Annotated in this window: 16 protein-coding genes; 3 read left to right on the forward strand and 13 right to left on the reverse strand. The window is 29.5% G+C overall.

The annotated features are described in order from the left end of the window. Nucleotides 1-120: 120 nt before the first annotated feature. The 5 genes from I6E17_RS05375 to garR form a co-directional block, all read right to left on the reverse strand. The gene (locus tag I6E17_RS05375; RefSeq protein ID WP_235236057.1) at nucleotides 121-975 is read right to left on the reverse strand and encodes an aldo/keto reductase; all 855 of its coding nucleotides are present in this window, start codon (nucleotides 973-975) and stop codon (nucleotides 121-123) included. A 28-nt stretch (nucleotides 976-1,003) separates the two neighbouring features. Next, nucleotides 1,004-1,969, reverse strand: a complete 966-nt coding sequence (locus I6E17_RS05380; protein ID WP_235236059.1) for a D-2-hydroxyacid dehydrogenase — start codon at nucleotides 1,967-1,969, stop codon at nucleotides 1,004-1,006. A gap of 96 nt (nucleotides 1,970-2,065) precedes the next feature. Further along, entirely contained in the window at nucleotides 2,066-3,205 is a 1,140-nt protein-coding gene (locus tag I6E17_RS05385) for a glycerate kinase (RefSeq protein ID WP_235236060.1), read from the reverse strand. 4 nt (nucleotides 3,206-3,209) lie between these two features. After that, a complete protein-coding gene (locus I6E17_RS05390; protein ID WP_235236062.1) occupies nucleotides 3,210-4,109 on the reverse strand; it encodes a dihydrodipicolinate synthase family protein in 900 nt (299 codons plus the stop codon). 43 nt (nucleotides 4,110-4,152) lie between these two features. Continuing rightward, nucleotides 4,153-5,043: a 2-hydroxy-3-oxopropionate reductase gene (gene garR, locus I6E17_RS05395; RefSeq protein WP_328225725.1), complete on the reverse strand. Its 891-nt coding sequence runs from the start codon at nucleotides 5,041-5,043 to the stop codon at nucleotides 4,153-4,155. A gap of 224 nt (nucleotides 5,044-5,267) precedes the next feature. Between garR and I6E17_RS05400 the strand changes: the two genes are divergently transcribed. After that, the gene (locus I6E17_RS05400; protein ID WP_235236066.1) at nucleotides 5,268-6,377 is read left to right on the forward strand and encodes a CdaR family transcriptional regulator; all 1,110 of its coding nucleotides are present in this window, start codon (nucleotides 5,268-5,270) and stop codon (nucleotides 6,375-6,377) included. A 66-nt stretch (nucleotides 6,378-6,443) separates the two neighbouring features. Here I6E17_RS05400 and I6E17_RS05405 read toward each other — a convergent pair whose 3' ends face one another. The 3 genes from I6E17_RS05405 to garD form a co-directional block, all read right to left on the reverse strand. Next, the gene (locus tag I6E17_RS05405; RefSeq protein ID WP_235236068.1) at nucleotides 6,444-7,769 is read right to left on the reverse strand and encodes an enolase C-terminal domain-like protein; all 1,326 of its coding nucleotides are present in this window, start codon (nucleotides 7,767-7,769) and stop codon (nucleotides 6,444-6,446) included. A 195-nt stretch (nucleotides 7,770-7,964) separates the two neighbouring features. Continuing rightward, a complete protein-coding gene (locus I6E17_RS05410) occupies nucleotides 7,965-8,876 on the reverse strand; it encodes an AEC family transporter (RefSeq protein WP_235236069.1) in 912 nt (303 codons plus the stop codon). Nucleotides 8,877-8,894: 18 nt separating this feature from the next. Continuing rightward, the gene (garD, locus tag I6E17_RS05415; RefSeq protein WP_235236071.1) at nucleotides 8,895-10,412 is read right to left on the reverse strand and encodes a galactarate dehydratase; all 1,518 of its coding nucleotides are present in this window, start codon (nucleotides 10,410-10,412) and stop codon (nucleotides 8,895-8,897) included. 303 nt (nucleotides 10,413-10,715) lie between these two features. On the opposite strand from garD, the gene I6E17_RS05420 reads away from it, so the two are divergent. Both I6E17_RS05420 and I6E17_RS05425 read left to right on the forward strand, forming a co-directional pair. Further along, nucleotides 10,716-11,618 carry a LysR family transcriptional regulator gene (locus I6E17_RS05420; protein ID WP_235236073.1) on the forward strand — a complete coding sequence of 301 codons (903 nt, stop codon included), beginning with the start codon at nucleotides 10,716-10,718 and terminating at the stop codon, nucleotides 11,616-11,618. A 114-nt stretch (nucleotides 11,619-11,732) separates the two neighbouring features. Next, nucleotides 11,733-12,158 carry a PPC domain-containing DNA-binding protein gene (locus tag I6E17_RS05425; protein ID WP_235236075.1) on the forward strand — a complete coding sequence of 142 codons (426 nt, stop codon included), beginning with the start codon at nucleotides 11,733-11,735 and terminating at the stop codon, nucleotides 12,156-12,158. A gap of 248 nt (nucleotides 12,159-12,406) precedes the next feature. Here the strand turns inward: I6E17_RS05425 and I6E17_RS05430 are convergent, their stop codons facing one another. The 5 genes from I6E17_RS05430 to I6E17_RS05450 form a co-directional block, all read right to left on the reverse strand. After that, entirely contained in the window at nucleotides 12,407-13,402 is a 996-nt protein-coding gene (locus tag I6E17_RS05430) for a tripartite tricarboxylate transporter substrate binding protein (RefSeq protein WP_235236077.1), read from the reverse strand. A 43-nt stretch (nucleotides 13,403-13,445) separates the two neighbouring features. Next, nucleotides 13,446-14,951: a tripartite tricarboxylate transporter permease gene (locus I6E17_RS05435; RefSeq protein WP_235236079.1), complete on the reverse strand. Its 1,506-nt coding sequence runs from the start codon at nucleotides 14,949-14,951 to the stop codon at nucleotides 13,446-13,448. Nucleotides 14,952-14,963: 12 nt separating this feature from the next. Further along, a complete protein-coding gene (locus tag I6E17_RS05440; RefSeq protein ID WP_235236081.1) occupies nucleotides 14,964-15,449 on the reverse strand; it encodes a tripartite tricarboxylate transporter TctB family protein in 486 nt (161 codons plus the stop codon). 14 nt (nucleotides 15,450-15,463) lie between these two features. Then, nucleotides 15,464-16,816 (reverse strand): glucarate dehydratase family protein, encoded by a 1,353-nt coding sequence (locus tag I6E17_RS05445; protein ID WP_235236083.1) that lies wholly within the window; start codon nucleotides 16,814-16,816, stop codon nucleotides 15,464-15,466. A gap of 369 nt (nucleotides 16,817-17,185) precedes the next feature. Continuing rightward, nucleotides 17,186-18,388: an FprA family A-type flavoprotein gene (locus I6E17_RS05450; RefSeq protein WP_176828819.1), complete on the reverse strand. Its 1,203-nt coding sequence runs from the start codon at nucleotides 18,386-18,388 to the stop codon at nucleotides 17,186-17,188. Between the last annotated feature and the right edge of the window lie 15 nt (nucleotides 18,389-18,403).

Below are 18,403 nucleotides of genomic sequence, written 5' to 3' on the forward strand. Positions count from 1 at the left end.
AGAAAGATTATACTCCTAATTTATTTCAATGTCAATATAAGTAGTATATATATTTTTCCTAGTTATTATTCATTTTCTAAATTATTTTATAGTATGATTTTTTCATTTTTTAACATATTCTTATTCTATATCTAAAGGCATTTTTCTTGTAGGAGAAGGAAATTCTTTATTTAATATTTCTATATCCTCTTTTGAAAATTCAATTTCAAGACATTTTATATTGTCTTTCATATGATCTAAAGTAGCTGCTTTTGGTATTGCTATCATATTATCCTGTTGTAAAACAAAAGAAAGAAGAACTTGTATTGGTGTAATATTATATTTTTCAGCTATTTCTTTCACTGCAGAAGAATCTAAAATTTTCTTTCTTAATCTTCCTCCCTGAGCAATAGGACAATATGCTATTGTAGGAATATTATTTCTATCTGTAAAAGGTTTTAATGAATATTCTATCCCTCTTGAACCTAAATGATATAGTACTTGATTTACACAGCAATTTTCTCCATCTCTACATTCTAAAATTTCTTCCATATCATCTATATCCATATTTGAAACTCCCCATCTACGGATTTTTCCTCTTCTTTTTAGCTCTTCCATACACTCTATAGTTTCTTCAAAAGGTATCATCCCTCTCCAATGAAGAAGATATAAATCAAGATAATCTGTTCCAAGCCTTTTTAAAGTTCTTTCACACGCTTGAAATATTCTCCCTCTTCCTGCATTACTTGGAAGAACTTTTGAAATTATAAATAACTTCTCTCTGTTATATCCTTTTATAGCTTCCCCTATAAGAATTTCACTGTTCCCATTTCCATACATCTCTGCTGTATCTATTGTTGTAACTCCATTTTCAATAGCATATCTTATACTTGCTATTTCTTCAGCTTTTGTTTTCTGAGCATCTCCTAGATACCATGTTCCTATTCCCATATTTCCAATTTCTGTTCCATCAGGTAATATTATTTTTTTATACATATTTTTCCCCTTTCTATTTATTAACCATTTATTCTATAAATTTTTTATATCCTGTTTTAAAATCAACTATATTTTTCATAGGTTCATTTTTATAATAAGCCTCTAAATTACTTATCGCTATATTTCTTACTCTTTTAAGAGTTTCTTTCAGATGATATCCTCCTGAAACATGAGGAGTTATTAATATATTTTTAGCATTCCATAAAGGACTCTCTTTTGGAAGAGGCTCTATATCTACAACATCTATTCCTGCTCCTTTTATTATCCCTTCATTTAATGCCTCACATAAATCTTTTGTATTTACTGTACTTCCTCTTCCTGCATTTAAAAAAAATACACTATTTTTCATAATTATAAATTTTGATTTATCAAAAAGATTTATAGTTTCCTTTGTTTCTGGCAAGAAAACAGCTACTATATCAAATTCAGAAAGGATTTTTTCTAATTCTTCTATCTCATACATTTTTTCTATATAGAAAGGTTTCTCTGCTTTATGTTTTCTTATTCCATATACTTTACTTCCAAGAGCATTCATTCTTAATGCAAATTCACTTCCTATATCTCCAAGTCCTACAACTAAAGTTTTAGATCCATATATTGAAACTACTTCTCCTTCATCTTTCCATAAATGTTCTTTTTGATTTTCTGTATAAATATATATTTTTTTCTGCAACGATAGCAAAACTGCAAACATATGCTCTGCAATAGCTAAACCATATGCTCCTGTTGAATTCGTAAGAATAGTTCCTTCTTTTAATATATCTTTTTCTGTATAATTATTTGCCCCTGCACTATTTAAATGTAGCCACTTTAAATTTATACTTTCCTTTATAAAGTTTACAGGAACATTTCCTAAAATTATTTCTGCATCACATACATCTTTTTTTGTAATTTTTTCTACAGAACAATATTTTATTTCTGCATCAAATGCTATTTCATTTATTCTCTTTTTGTGTTCTTCTTCCATAGGTATTGTAATTAATATTTTTTTCACAACAGCTCCTTTCAAAAATATATTTTTCCTCTAAAAATTCTATAGAAAAAAGGAACTGTATAATACAGTTCCTTTTTTACTAAAGCTGTCTAAAGTTTATTTACCAATTAAAAATGCCCGAATTGCCTTTTCTCCTACAAATTCAAGAAGCTCTCCTACATCTTTTATTGCTTTATCAAGGCTCATAGGTTCATTAATAATATCTAGAACTAAATCTATTCCATTTTTATAAATCTCTTCAAGATTTCTTGCTGAACTCCCTACAACAGCAATAACTGGAATATTATATTTTTTAGCAAGCTTTGCTATTCCTACAGGAGCTTTTCCATATACAGATTGATTGTCTATTCTTCCTTCCCCTGTAATAACTAAATCTGCATCTTTTATTGTATCTTCCAGATTTATTAAATTCATTATTTCAACTATTCCCTCTTTAAATTCAGCTTTACAAATACTTAAAAGTGCAAAACCAAGTCCTCCTGCTGCTCCACTTCCAGGCTGAGATGAATAATTCTTGTCAGATATTTTATCTATTATATCTCCATAATTTCTTAAAATACTGTCAAGTTCTTTGACATCTTCTGAACTTGCTCCTTTTTGAGGTCCAAATATATATGATGCTCCATTTTCTCCACATAAAGGATTACGAACATCAGATAGAACTGTAATTTTTGCTTCCTGTATTCTTTCATCAAAAGAAGATAAATCTATACTTTTTAATTTTTTCAATTCTGCAGGAGTATATCCAATCTTATTTCCTTCAGAGTCATAAAACTCAGCTCCCAAAGAAGCCAACATTCCTGCTCCTCCGTCATTAGTTGCACTTCCTCCTATTCCAATATAAATATCTCTTATCCCCTTATCAAGTATAGCTTTTAAAACTTCTCCCACACCATATGTACTGGCAGAAAAAGGATTAAGTTCTTCATGCTTTACAAGATTTATTCCTGAAGCTTCAGCCATTTCCATAACAGCAATCTTTCCATTAAGAATCCCATACTTTGCATTTACTTCTGCTCCAAGAGGCCCATGAACTCTCTCAAACATATATTGCCCATATGCTGATTCTACTATTGCTTCTACAGTACCTTCTCCTCCATCAGCAATAGATACTTTTTTAACAGAAATATCACTGAACACATTTTTTATTCCTTTTTCAATATATTCAGAAACTTCTTTTGATGTTGCGCTTCCTTTAAAAGAGTCTACAGCAACAACAACTTTCATTTTTTTCATAAGCCTACCTCTTTAACAGACCTGCTTCATCCATTTTTCCTGTCATAAATTTTACAACATTATCATTTGATGGAAGATTAGGTTTTATTGGTGCTCCTACATTCATTTTATTTATATTAGCCATATCCTTTGTAGCTACTGGAAAACTTGCCTTATCCATTGATAATCTTACAGGATTTAATTTGAACTGAAGTTCTAAAGATTCTTTCAAATCTCCTTCTGCATATTTTTTATAAATAGATGTCACTAATTCAGGGAATATATTAGCTGTTGTACATACTCCTCCAACTGCTCCTATTGTTAATGAAGAATAAATTAATGTATCTTTTCCTCCAAAAACTTTAAATCCTGTATCTCTCGTTCTTCTTATAAATTCAAGAACTTGATTTATATCTCCACTTGAATCTTTAATTCCTACTATATTTTTTACTTCTCTTGCCAGTTTTTCTACTAAATCACCTGAAAGTGTATATCCTATTCTTGGATTGTTATAAATTAATAAAGGCATTTCTCCTATTGAATCAGCTACTGTTTTGTAGTGTAAAAATAATTCTTCATCATTAGGTTTTAAAAACATAGGCTGTAATAGTGCTATTCCATCTACACCTAATTTTTTACCAAGCTGAGCTAATTTTACACATTTAGAAGTTCTTATAGCCCCTACACCCATAATTACAGGAACTCTTCCTTTAGTTTCATCTAGAATTATTCTTGTTATTTTTTCATAGTCTTCCTCATCAAACATGTAAAATTCACTGTTGCTTCCATGTGCAAGAATACCGTTTACTCCTCCGTCTATTACAAAATTAACCTGCTTTCTTAATTTTACTTCATCTACATTTTCATTTTCATCTACTGGAGTAATAATAGGAACATATATTCCCTTTAATAAGCTTAAATCCATTTATAAATCCTCCTGAACTCTTATACTTTTTATTAAATTATTATTAATCTTTTTTACCAACTGTTATATTGTTAATTTTTTCATAATAATTTAATAATGCTGAGTGGTCTTTTTTCTCTCTTCCATCTATTTTTAAAGCTTGCATCATTTCCATAACTTGAGCTGTTAATGGTAAAGATACATTGATTGAGTGAGATGTATCAAGAGCATTTTGTAAGTCTTTAATATGTAGTTCTATTCTGAATCCAGGTTCAAAGTTTCTTGAAAGCATCATTGGAGCTTTTGCATTCATTACTGTACTTCCTGCAAGTCCTCCTTTTATTGCATCAAAAACTAATTGAGGATCTACTCCTGCTTTTTCACAAAGAACAAATGCTTCACTTAAAGCTGCAATATTAACAGCAACAATCATTTGGTTAGCTAGTTTTGTAGTATTTCCTGCACCAACTGCTCCTGTTCTTACAACTGATCCTGCCATAGATTTCATTAAATCATAATATTTATCAAATAATTCTTGATCTCCTCCAACCATTACAGAAATAGTTCCGTCAATAGCTTTTGGTTCTCCTCCAGATACTGGTGCATCTAAGAATCCTATATTCATTTCTTTTAATTTAGCTGCAATATTTTGGCTTTCAACTGGGTTTATAGAACTCATATCTATTACAACTGATCCTGCCTTTAATCCTTCAGCTGCTCCATTTTCATTAAATAAAGCTGCTTTTACATGTGGTGAATTTGGAAGCATAGTAATTAATACATCACAGTTTTCTCCAACTTCTTTTCCTGATTTTGCTCCTTTAGCACCACAAGAAACTAAATCTTCAACAGCTGCTGTATTAAAATCAAAAACAGTTACTTCATATCCTGCTTTTAAAACATTTTTACACATTGGTCTTCCCATTATTCCTAATCCGATAAATCCTACTTTCATTTTTACCTCCATATATTTTTATTAGTTGTTGTGTTCTAAATTGATTTTTTCTTATGCTTTATTTTAGAATAATTTTATCTCCTATTCAATGTTACACAGACTATTATTTTTTATATTTTTTATATTTTTTTGTTCCTTGTAACATATTTTTTTGTGATTTTTAAAATTTTATGCTAAGATAACATTATTAATACCTTATCCTAGTTTATTTAAAGAGGTGAAATATGAATATTCCTACTGATCTTGCCTTAAAAATTGTAAAAGATATGAAAGATATCATAAATCAAGACTTAAACTTTATAAATATTGATGGATATATTATTGCAAGTACAGATAGAGAAAGAATAGGACAAATACATGAAGCATCTTTAAAATGTATAGCAACTAATAACGATGTAGTTATTAACAGTGATACAGAATATGCAGGAAGTAAAAAAGGAATCAATATCCCTGTCCATCTTAATAATGAAATTGTAGGAGTGATAGGAATTACTGGTGACAGAAAAGATGTTGAAAGGTTTGGAAAAATTATCAAATCTATGACAGAAATTCTTGTTAAAGAAGCTTGGCTTAAAGAACTGTTCATAAAGAAGAGAGAACAAAACAGAAACATGATTGAAACCATTCTTTTTGGGAATCACGAAAATATAGAATTTTATCCTTCTCTTGATTTTCCTTACACCGTTATTGTAGGAAATATTAACAGTGTCTTTGAAGACAATAACGATTTATATAAAATACTTGAAACTTTTCTAGCAAGAAATAAAAAAAATATTTTTTCAGTTACTTCCAATCAAATTATTATTTTTTTCAATTCAGATAACAAAAAATATATTAAAGAATTTATCTCTGCTATCCAAAAAAATTTATCTGAATCTTTAAAATTTAATTTTAAATTTGGAATAGGAAAAAGTGTAAGCTCATTAAAAGATTTTACTATTTCGTATTCTGAAGCTAAAAATGCTTTAAAATATATTGTAAATTTTGATACTGAAAAAACACATGCTTTGTATTCAGAACTTGATCTTGGAATTCTTCTCTCAAATATAAAACAAAATAAAATAAATGAATTCACAAATAAGGTAATAGGAAATCTTCAGGAAGATGAGATTAATTTCTTTTATGAAATTTTTAAATCATATAAAAATAATAATGGAAGCATTAAAGAAGCTTCTGCTGAACTTTTTATGCATAAAAACACTCTTCAATATCAACTTAACAAAATAGAAAAACTTACTGGATATAATCCTAGGTCTCTTAAAGATTTTTCAATTTTAGATTTAGCATTTACTTTAAAAAATTTTTATTATTACAAAAAGAAAGAACAGCTTTAAAAGCTGTTCTTTCTTTGTATATTTTAAAATTCAGAAAGGTATTATAACACAAAAATTTTTATTAAATTATCTTACAAGACAAGGTTTTTTATTGTCAAATTTCCAGTCTTTTATTAAATATTGCATTGCTATTGAGTCATCTCTTGCACCAAGATTTTTTTCCACATAAAGTTTATGAGCTGCCATAATCTTATCCATATCAATTTCTATTCCTAATCCAGGAATGTCTCTTGGAACTGTTATTTCTCCATTTACAATTTTATGTGCATTCTTAGTTAAATCTTGTCCATCTTGCCAAATCCAGTGAGTATCAATAGCTGTTATATTTCCAGGAACTGCTGCTGCAACATGGCTGAACATAGCAAGTGATATATCAAAGTGGTTATTTGAGTGAGATCCCCAAGTAAGTCCAAACTCATTACACATTTGTCCTACTCTTACTGAACCTTCCATTGTCCAGAAATGTGGATCTGCAAGAGGGATAGAAACACTGTTTAAAGCAACTGAGTGCTGCATTTGTCTCCAGTCTGTTGCAATCATATTTGTTGCTGTAGGAAGTCCTGTTGCTTTTCTAAATTCTGACATAACCTCTCTTCCTGAGAAACCATCTTCAGCTCCACAAGGATCTTCTGCATAAGCAAGTATTCCATGCATATCTTTGCATAAAGAAACTGCTTCTTTTAAAGACCATGCTCCATTTGGATCAAGAGTTATTCTTGCTTCTGGGAATGCTTCATGAAGGGCTTTTATAGCTTTTATTTCTTCTTTTCCTTCTAAAACTCCACCTTTTAATTTAAAATCTTCAAATCCATATCTTGCATGTGCTGCTTTTGCAAGAGCAACAATTTTTTCAGGAGTCATTGCTTCATCCCTTCTTATTCTTCCCCATTCATCTGAATTGTCATCCCCTGACAAATATGGTAAATCTGTTTTATTTCTATCAGCTATGTAGAATAAATATCCTAAAACTTTTACTTTTTCTCTTTGTTGTCCTTCACCTAAAAGAGCAGCTACAGGAACATTTAAATATTTTCCCATAAGATCTAATAGAGGAGCTTCAACTGCAGTCATTACATGAACTGTTGTTCTAAGGTCAAATGTTTGTGTTCCTCTTCCTGAAGAGTCTCTGTCAATAAAAGCATCATGAATACTTTTTACTATATTTTTGTATTCTCCTATACTTTTCCCAACAACTAATGATTTTGCATCTTCAAGAGTTTTTCTTATTTTTTCTCCTCCTGGAACTTCTCCAACTCCAATTTCTCCATTATCTGCCTTTAAAATAACAATATTTCTTGTGAAATATGGTCCATGAGCTCCACTAAGATTTAAAAGCATACTATCGTAACCAGCTACTGGTATTACATTCATCTCAATAACTTTAGGTGTCATTCTTCTCTCCTTTTTGACTTTTATATTCATCTTGTCACATTTGTATTTATTTATTCTGTTTTTAAAACATTTAAATTAGTTATAAGAACATATGTCCGTCTTTACAATATTATTTTATAAAATTTTTATTATTAAGTAAACTTCTTATTTTTAATACTTCTCTAAGTTTTTCTTATAATAGAGCTCAAAAATATTTCAAAGTACCATACACCATAAAGGTATAGTTATTATTGATAAAATTGTACTGCAAACAATACATTTTCCTGCAAAAATATAATCCCCATCGTATTTTGCAGCTAAAATAGCACTTGTACTAGCTGCAGGCATTCCACTTATAAGAACTTCTATTCCTGTACTCAAAGCATTTACTCCACATATTCTGCACATTGCAAAAACTATCAAAGGAATTAAAATAAGTCTTACAAAAGAATAATAAAGCACTGTTTTAGAAATAACTGATTTTATATCCTTTATTTCACCTAAAATACTTCCTATTAAAATCATGGAAATACTTGTTGTACAGCCACCAACACTTCTTAAAGTTTTATCTAAAAAAACAGGCAACGGAATTTGAAAAAACATCAATACTAAACCTACATATACAGCTATTATACAAGGATGAAGAGCCACTCTCTTAAAAATTTCTTTTTTACTTCCTGATGAAGTAAAACATGAAATTCCTGCAGACCACATCACTATCCTTTGAGGAATAAGACATACTGAACCATACATAAGCCCTGCTGACTCATATACTCCCTCAACTACTGCCAGTCCCATAAAACCAGCATTTGAAGAAACAGTTGCATATTTAAGAACCTTTTTTCTTCCTTCTGGTTGATTTCTATATAGAATTTCTGCTAAAAACATGCTAATAAACTGTGCTGCAAAAGCAAATGTAATTATTACCAAAAATCTTATTAATATTTCATAATCAAATTTCACTCTGAAAGAATTTGTTATCATAGCTGGTAAAAAAATATATATCAGTAAATCTGTAAGGACTGCTCTTCCAGCATCATTTAATATTCCTTTCCTTTTAGCTACTATTCCTATCATCATAAGAAGAAATAGAATTCCTTGTAAAGATAAAATTTTTGTTATTTCCATTTTCCTGCCTCTTTTTTATTAAGTAATAGGTGCTGGATTAAAAATGCAGAAGTCGTTGTAAAGCTTATATTTTTCGGCAAAACTTTGTTTTCTTCCACTTGCTACATCTATGATTTCTTTAAATAATAATGTTCCAATATCTTTTATTGTTGCTTCTCCTGTAGCTATAGGTCCTGCATTAATATCAATCAAATCAAACCATTGATTTTTCATGTCATTTCTTGAACATACTTTTATTACAGGAGCTACTGCAAGTCCATAAGGAGTTCCTCTTCCTGTCATAAAAACTTGAAGACCTATTCCTGATGCAAGCTGACATGGCCCACATACAATATCACTTGCAGGAGTAGCTGCATAAATAAGTCCATGTTTTGTAGGTTTTTCTCCTGGAGACAATACCTCTACAATAGGAGATGTTCCTGATTTTGCTATAGAACCCATTGCTTTTTCAACTATATTTGCAAGTCCTCCCTTTTTATTTCCAGGAGTTGGATTAGCACTTCTGTCTACTTCTCCTTCTTCTAAATACTTATCATACCATCTCATTTCAGAAGCAAGCTTTTCCCCTACTTCTTTATTTGTACAACGCTCACCTATAATATGTATACCATCTCTTACTTCTGTCACTTCTGAAAACATTACTGTAGCTCCACCTTTAACAAGCATATCTGCAGCATATCCTGCTGATGGATTAGCAGTTACACCTGAAAAAGCATCACTTCCTCCACACTGCATTCCGATTAGCAAATCTGAAAGAGGAAGAACTTCTCTTTTTCTTTCATTAAGAATTGCTAATTTTTTATCAGCCATTTCCATAATAGAATCTATCATATCGGCAAAGCCTTTTTTCTCTTGAAGTATTATTACATTGTCAGGAGTAATATCTTTTTCATCACAAAGCATATCTACAGTGAATTTTTCACAACCTAATCCCACAACCATCATTTGTCCGCCAAAATTTGGATGCTTAGATAAATTACGAAGTATTCTTATAGGTATTTTTGCTTCAGGAGCATTTATTGCTACACCACACCCATAAGCATGATTTATTGCCACTACTCCATCAACATTAGGATATTTTGGAAGAAGTTCTTTTTTTATTTTTTCAACAGCTACATTTAAAACTCCTGTTACACATTGTACTGTTGTACTTATTCCTAAAATATTTCTTGTCCCTGCATATCCTCCATTGGGATTTCTATATCCTTCCCATGTTGTTACAGGAGGTTCTGGAAGTTCTGTTACAATATTGGTTCCAAATTCCATATTATCAACTGAAGGTGGTGTTGGAAGAATTAACATTTTTTCATTTATCCACTGACCTTTTTTAATATCTCTCATAGCATATCCTAAAACTACACCATATCTTATAATAGGTTTTCCTTCAGGAATATCACATAGAGCTATTTTATGTGCTTGAGGAATATCATCTAATGCTGTAATATCATTCATAACAACTGTACCAGCTTTTATTTCATCTACAGCAACTGCTACATTGTCTATATCTTTTATTTTTATACATGATACTGTTTTCATTTTCTCACCTTTTAATGTTAAGATTATTTTTCTTTAAATTTATGATTATCATATACAGCATAAGCTATTGATAATAATATTAATACCCAGATTCCTAATCCAATAAATCTTTGGAAGAAACATAATAAATTTTACTCAAAACTTTTTTATTTTTATAATATCATTTTATTTTAATAATTCTATTAAGTAAAATTCTTTTTTTTAATAACAGTCTTAATTTTTCTTATTTTTTTAAGAAAGATATTGATTTATAGTCTACAGATAAATTATAATTTAATAAAAAATAAAAAAAAGAGGATAAAGATGGATTTAAAACAGCTGGAATATATTGTAGAAATTGCAAAAGAAAAAAATATCACTCATGCTGCTGAAAAACTTTTCATTTCCCAATCTGCACTAAATCAGCAACTTTTAAAACTAGAAAAAGAATTAGGAACTCAACTTTTTCATCGTTCAAGAACTGACTGGCGTCTTACTGAAGTCGGGAAAATCTATATTGAAAATGCCAAAAAAATTTTAGAAATACAAAAAAATACATACAATCAAATTTATGATTGCATAGAACAACATAAAAGAAAACTCACTATAGGACTTACTGCAGAAAGAGGATTTGAACTCTTCACATCAATTTTTTCTGAATTTCAAAAACTCTATCCAAATGTCATAATTGAACCAATAGAAATGCCTGTATATGAACAACAAAAAAAAATAGAAAAAGGTGAATTAGATTTAGGCTTTATGACATTATCTAAAGGGCAAAGAACAAAAGATAATTATATAGTTCTATATTCTGAAGAAATGGTCTTAATTACTCCTAGAAAATATCCTTTTATAAACTCAAATCTTATAAAAGAACCTGTTAATCTTTTTGACTTAAAGGAAGAACCTTTTGTGTTTATAAATAAAAAGTCAACAAACAGAGATATTATTGATGAAATTTTTAAAAATGCAGGTTTTGAACCAAAAATACTTTTTGAAACGACTTATACAAGCAGTATCGTAAGAGCTGTAGAATTTAATTTATGCTGTGCTATTGTTCCACATTATTATGCAAAATCTGAAAATAAAAAGTTATCTTCTTTCAGATTAAAAGATTTTCCTTCTTGGGATGTAGTTATAAGTTATAAAAAAGACAGTTATCTTTCAAAACCTGCTAAAGCTTTTATAGAACTTGCGAAAAAATATTATAGTAATAAAATCTTATAAAAATAAAATAGTCTTAATATAACTTATACCTTTCTTAATTTTTCCAATTTTACAAATAAAGATTCTTCTTTTATACTATAGTTGATAACTTAGTTTTATATAGGAGGAATGCTTATGGAATTTCAAAGATTTGATAATTATTGTATTGTAAGACTTGATAAAGGTGAAGAAGTTCTTCAAAAATTAAAAGAAGTCTGTGAAAAAGAAGATATAAAACTTGGAAGCATAACAGGTCTTGGAGCAACTAATAAAGTTGTTTTAGGATTATTTTATACTGAAGAAAAAATATATAATAAAACTACTTTGACAGGTCCTATGGAAATCACTTCCCTTGTTGGAAATATTTCTACTTTGAATGGAAAATGTTATCTTCACTGTCATATAAATGTTTGTGATAAAAATATGAATGTCTTAGGTGGACATTTAAATGAATGTTATATATCTGCTACTGGAGAATTTATCATTTCTGTAATAGATGGAAAAATTGAAAGAGAACTTAATAAAGAAGTTGGATTAAATTTATATAAATTTTTAAAATAGTTTCATGATAAAAGTAAAAATTTTATTATAATATTCTTAGCTTTTCTAATCTGTATAAAAATTTTTCTTTACTTAATTATATAACTAAATATTTTATAGGTCTTGAATTTATTAAATTTAAGACCTATTTTTATTATTTTTTAATATAATCAAAAAAATTTTATCTTTATTCAAAAAAAAAATAACTGCTACAAATTAATAATAAAAATCATTAATTTGTAGCAGCCTCTTGATATCAATACCTAAATTTATTTAGTAGAACTTCTTAGTTGATCTTTATATTGTAAATAAGTATCTTCTACTTTTTGTAAATATGCTTTTGCATCTTCAGTTTCTAAAACTTTTGCTTCTTGGCTGAATCCATTTTTTAATTTTTCTGCATATTCTGGATTTGCTGCAACTTTAACTGCTATATCACTCATTTTCTTAACAATTTCAGGATCTGTTCCTTTAGGGAAAGCAATTATATAAGGATTATCCATTGATAATTCTACTCCTTGTTCCTTAAATGTAGGAATATCTCCTAAGTTAGGGTTTCTTTCATCATTGTACTGTGCAAGAGCTATCATATCCCCATTTTTAATATAATCTTTTACACTTCCGTAAGCAATAGAAGCTAGTGCAATTCTTCCTCCTAGAAGGTTTGTTACTTTATCTGCTGTTGATCCAATATCAGCTAATTTTAATTTTATTTGAGTTTTATCTTGAAGCATTAATACTTGAAGGTGTGAGTATCCTCCAAATTCTGTTCCGTATATAACAGTTTCTGGAGCTGCCTTACTTTTATCCATTAAATCTTTTAAAGAAGTAATTCCTGATTGTTTACTTGCTACTAATACTGTTCCTCCATCTATTGCTGGAATACAAGAAACATCAAATTCTTTAAAGTCATATTCTGCTACACCTGAAACATAGTTAACTACCATTGGTCCTGAGTGTGTAAATAGTGCTTTATATCCATTTGCAGGAGTATTTTTAATATTTTCTGTTGCTGCTAAACCAGAAGCTCCTGGCATATTAGTTACAACAAATGGTTTTCCTGTTTCTTTTTCAAAGAATTCTCCGAAAGTTCTTGCATTAAAGTCTGTATCTCCACCTGCTGAAGCATGAAGCACAACTTCCATAGGTCTTTTTGGCCAGCTGTCTTTTACACTTTCTTCTGCTTTCTTTTCTCCACCACACCCTGTAAGTATTCCTGTTAAGATAGTTCCTACTAGTAATAGTTTTCCTAATCCTTTTTTCATAAAATAACCTCCATCTATTTTAATTAAAGACTTTTATACTTATTTATATTTGAGCAACTTTTTTTGATTCTTTAAAATATTTTACTAATAAATATAGTAGATAAGCTATAGTGGCTACTAAGAAAATACATGCTATTGGTCTTCCAAAGAAATTTAAAATATTATTATTTGATAAAATTAAACCTCTTCTTAGATTTTCTTCTGTCATTTTTCCTAGAATAAATCCAATAATAAATGGTGATTGAGGTACTTTAAATTTAGCAAATATATATCCTAATATTCCAAATACTAAAATTGCAACAACATCAAATGTTCTGCTAGCAAGAGCAAAAGCACCAACAGTTGTAAATACTATTACTACTGGAAGAAGTATATGTTTAGGAACTCTTAGCACATGAGCAAAAATTCTAAGTCCGAAAAATTCTACTATCAACATTAAAAATGCACCTATAAACATTGCAGCAAATATTGCAAATACTAAAGAAGCATTATTTTTAAATAGTAATGGACCTGGAGTAATTCCATGAACCATAAATGCTCCTAAAAGAACTGCTGTTGCTCCATCTCCTGGTATTCCTAGAGTAAGTAAAGGAATCATCGCTCCTCCTACTGAAGCATTATTAGAAGTTTCTGAAGCAACTATTCCATCTGGTATACCTGTTCCATATTTTTCAGGATATTTAGATCTGCTTTTTATAACATTGTATGCTATTAAGTTTGAAGTAGAACCTCCTATTCCTGGTAAAATACCTATTAATGTACCTATAACTGCTGAAACAAATGCATTCCATTTTTGTGCAAAGAACTCATGTATAGAAAAACCAAATCCTTTTACTTTCGTATTTATTGTGATTTTTTCCTGCTGTTGAGAATATTTTATATTTTCTGCTGTTACTATAATTTCTGTAATAGCGAATAATCCAATAAGAACTGTTAAGGTATTAAACCCTCCTACTAATTGTGGGTTATCAAAAGTAAATCTTTTTACTGCATCTGTTGGTGATAATCCCACTGTTGCAAAAGCCATTCCCATAAATGTTGCAAAGAAAGCTTTTGGTAAAGTACTTCCTGATAAAGTTGTTATTAAAATTATTGCAAATATTGAAATTGCAAAATATTCATGTGGTCCAAACTGTAAAGCTATTTTAGCAAGAAGTGGTGAAACAAAAACAAGTGCTAATGTGCTGAATACTGTTCCTATAAAACTGAACACAACTCCAAGCCCTAGAGCTTTCATAGCAAATCCTTTGTTTTTCATTGGTAATCCATCAAAACAAGTTGCTATTGAAGCAGGTGTCCCAGGTATTCCAATTAAAATAGCTGAAATAAGACCTCCTGAAGTTCCCCCTATGTAAAGAGAAATTAAAAAACATATTCCGACTGCTGGAGACATTGTATAAGTAAATGGTAATCCTAAAACAAGCCCCATAACAGTTGATAATCCAGGAACAGCTCCGAAAACTATACCTACAGCTGTACCGATGAACATTAATATTAAAGTAAATGGATTTAATGCTGTCAATAATCCTGAAACAAATAATTCAATCATTTATATTCCCTCCTAAAGCATATATAATATTCCTGTTGGTAAAAAGATAGTAAATCCATAATAGAATAGATAATAGATTCCAAAAGAGAATGCAAGAGATATTATTACATATAACACCTGATTTCTCTTAGCATAATTTGGAGTCAAAACATTCATTTCCAATAACAGAAATAAAAATGTGCTTACAATAAATCCTAAAATAGAATATAAAAGGATATATAAAATAATTAATGCAAAAGTAAAAATAACTGTCTTAGTGTCAAATTCTTTTTTTGCTTTATTTTCTTCAATAGGTTTTTGTAATCCTCTTCCAAGTTCAAGTATACCTATAAGCAGTATGAATACTGTCAGAAGAACAGGAACAAATCTTGAGTCAAATAATTGTGATTTAGTTCCTGGAATTTGCAGAGTTGCTAATCCATAAAAAATTCCAAAGATTAATATTATAATTCCTAATATTGTATCATTATTATGCCAATTTAATTTTTTTTGATTCATAAATCTCCTCCTTACTATCTAACCATACAAGGTTTTTTAGAATCATATTTCCAATCTTTTATCAAATATTGCATTGCTAAAGCATCATCACGAGTTCTAAATTGTGCAGGCATTGTTTTATATAGTTCATGAGCTTTTAATAATTTTTCCATATCTATTTCCACACCTAAACCAGGTTTATCAGTTATTTCTATTACTCCATTTTTTATTACAGGAGGATTTTTTGTTATTCCCTGTCCATCTTGCCAGATGTAATGAGTATCCACTGGAGTTATATTTCCAGGAGCTGCTGCTGCAACTTGTGCAAATGTTGCTAGTGTTATATCAAAGTGATTGTTTGAATGAGATCCCCATGTTAATCCCCAGTCTTTTAATAAATAAGCCATTCTTACACTTCCATTTAATGTCCAGAAATGAGGATCTGCAAGAATTATATCAACTGATCTTTCTGAAGCTGCATGATAGAACTGTCTCCAGTTAGTAGCAATCATATTAGTTGCAACTTTTAAATTTGTAGCAGTTTTAAATTCACTCATAATTTCTCTACTTGAGAATCCAGCTTCAGGTCCACAAGGATCTTCCATATAAGCAACTACACCATGTTTATCTTTACATAATCTTATTGCTTCTTCTAAAGACCATGCTCCATTTGGATCTATATTTACCCTTGCTTCAGGAAAAGCTTTATGAAGAGCTTCTACCGCTTTCATTTCTTCTTCTCCTTTTAATACTCCACCTTTTAATTTAAAATCTTTAAATCCATATCTTTCATATAAAGCTTTAGCTTGTTCTACTATTCCTTCTGGTGTTAAAGTTTCTTGTCTTCTTATTTTTTCCCAAGAATCTTTACAATCTGTTTCAATTAAATAAGGCATATCTATTTTTTTAGGATCTGCTATATAAAATAAATATCCCAAGAAAGGAACTTCTCTTCTTTGGATTCCTCCATCACCAAGAAGAGCTGCCATAGGTTTATTTAAAAACTTTCCTAATAAATCAAGCATTGCACATTCTATTGCTGCTTCTGCTTGAACAACAAATTTTAAATTGCTTATATTTAATCCTTGTAATCCTTCTCCTGTATCTCCTTTTGCTTTTTGTCCATTTGCTCTTATATCAGTAATTACTTTTCTATAATCTGCTATTTCTGCACCTATTACCATTGGCTTATAACTTTCAAGCATTTCAGTTATAGCTTCTCCACCATGAATCTCTCCAATACCTTTATTCCCTGTTTCGTCTTCTAAAACAACTATATTTCTTGTAAAATATGGAGAATGACATCCACTTAATGTAAGCAAAGCACTGTCATAACCAGCAACAGGATATACATCCATTTTTAAAACTTTTGGTGAACCTTGTTTCATATAATTCCCTCCCAATATTATTATCTTTATAACTATTTTGTTCTATTAAAGTTCTTTTAGTTTTAATATTTATTATTTTACACCCCATGTTTCTTTTTTTATATATTACAGGTAACTATTTTTTTCTCTGTTTAAAAACAGTTTTTTGTTCTAAAATACAATTTTTCTAAATCAATTAGAATTTTTTTATTTTCTATCCTCATCTTAAAATATTATTTTACACATAAATAATAATTATAAAAATATGAACTTAAACAATTATTTTAATTATTTAAATTATATTTTATATTAAGTCCAAAAAATTGTAAACAAATATATGTTTTCAATATAAAAAAGAGGACTTTTTATAAGTCCTCTTTTTTTATATTCTTAATCTTTCATTGATTCAATAATTCCATCAACAAGAACATCCATCTCATCAATTTTCTCTTCATTTAGAGAAGATACCATTGTAAGTCTTTCATTTAAAACTGACATTTGTTTCATATCATCTAAAAACTCTGCCATTAAATCTCCAGACTTACATGCCCATGAACCATTCTCCACAATAGCCACTGTACGGTTCTGTACATTTAAAGCCTTCATATCCATTAAATAATTGTGCATTAATGGATAAATTCCAAGATTATATGTTACTGATGCCAAAACTATATGACTGTACTTGAATGTTTCTGATATAAGCTGTGATACATGAGTATTTGAAACATCATACATAACAACATTTGTAATACCTTTTTCTACAAGTTTTGAAGCAAGAACTGTTGCTGCACTCTCTGTATTTCCATACATAGAAGCATAAACTATCATTACCCCTTTTTCTTCAGGTTCATATCTACTCCATTTATCATACTTATCTATAAAATATCCAAGATTTGAACGCCATACTGGACCATGTAAAGGACAAATTATTTTAATATCTATACCTGCTGCTTTTTTAAGAAGAGCTTGTACATGTGGCCCATATTTTCCAACTATATTTGTATAGTATCTTCTTGCTTCATCTATCCAGTCTCTGTCAAAATTAACTTCATCATTAAATAGTTTTCCATCAAGAGCTCCAAAAGATCCAAAAGCATCTGCTGCAAAAAGAACTCCATTTGTAGTATCAAATGTAACCATAGCTTCAGGCCAGTGAACCATAGGTGCAGATACAAAAGTTACAGTATGTTTTCCAAAAGATTTCACATCTCCTTCTTTAACAACTTCTTTTCTCTCTTCAACATCAAATCCAAATTGATGCATAAGCATAAAAGCTTTTTCAGTGCTGATTACTTTTACCTTAGGATAACGAAGAAGTATCTCTTCTATAGATGCAGCATGATCTGGCTCCATATGATTTATTACAAGATAATCTAAATTTCTTCCGTCAAGAACTGCTTTGACATTTTCTAAGAACTGACGGCATACAGACCAGTCTACAGTATCAAATAATACTGTCTTTTTATCCATTAAAAGATAAGAGTTATATGATACCCCACGAGAAATAGGGTGTATATTTTCAAAAAGATTTAAACGATGATCATTAGCACCAACCCAGTATAAATCTTCTGTTACTTTTCTCACACAATGCATAATATTCAATCCTCC

This window comes from Fusobacterium perfoetens (genome assembly GCF_021531595.1).
In the GTDB taxonomy this organism is placed as follows: Bacteria; Fusobacteriota; Fusobacteriia; order Fusobacteriales; family Fusobacteriaceae; genus Fusobacterium_B.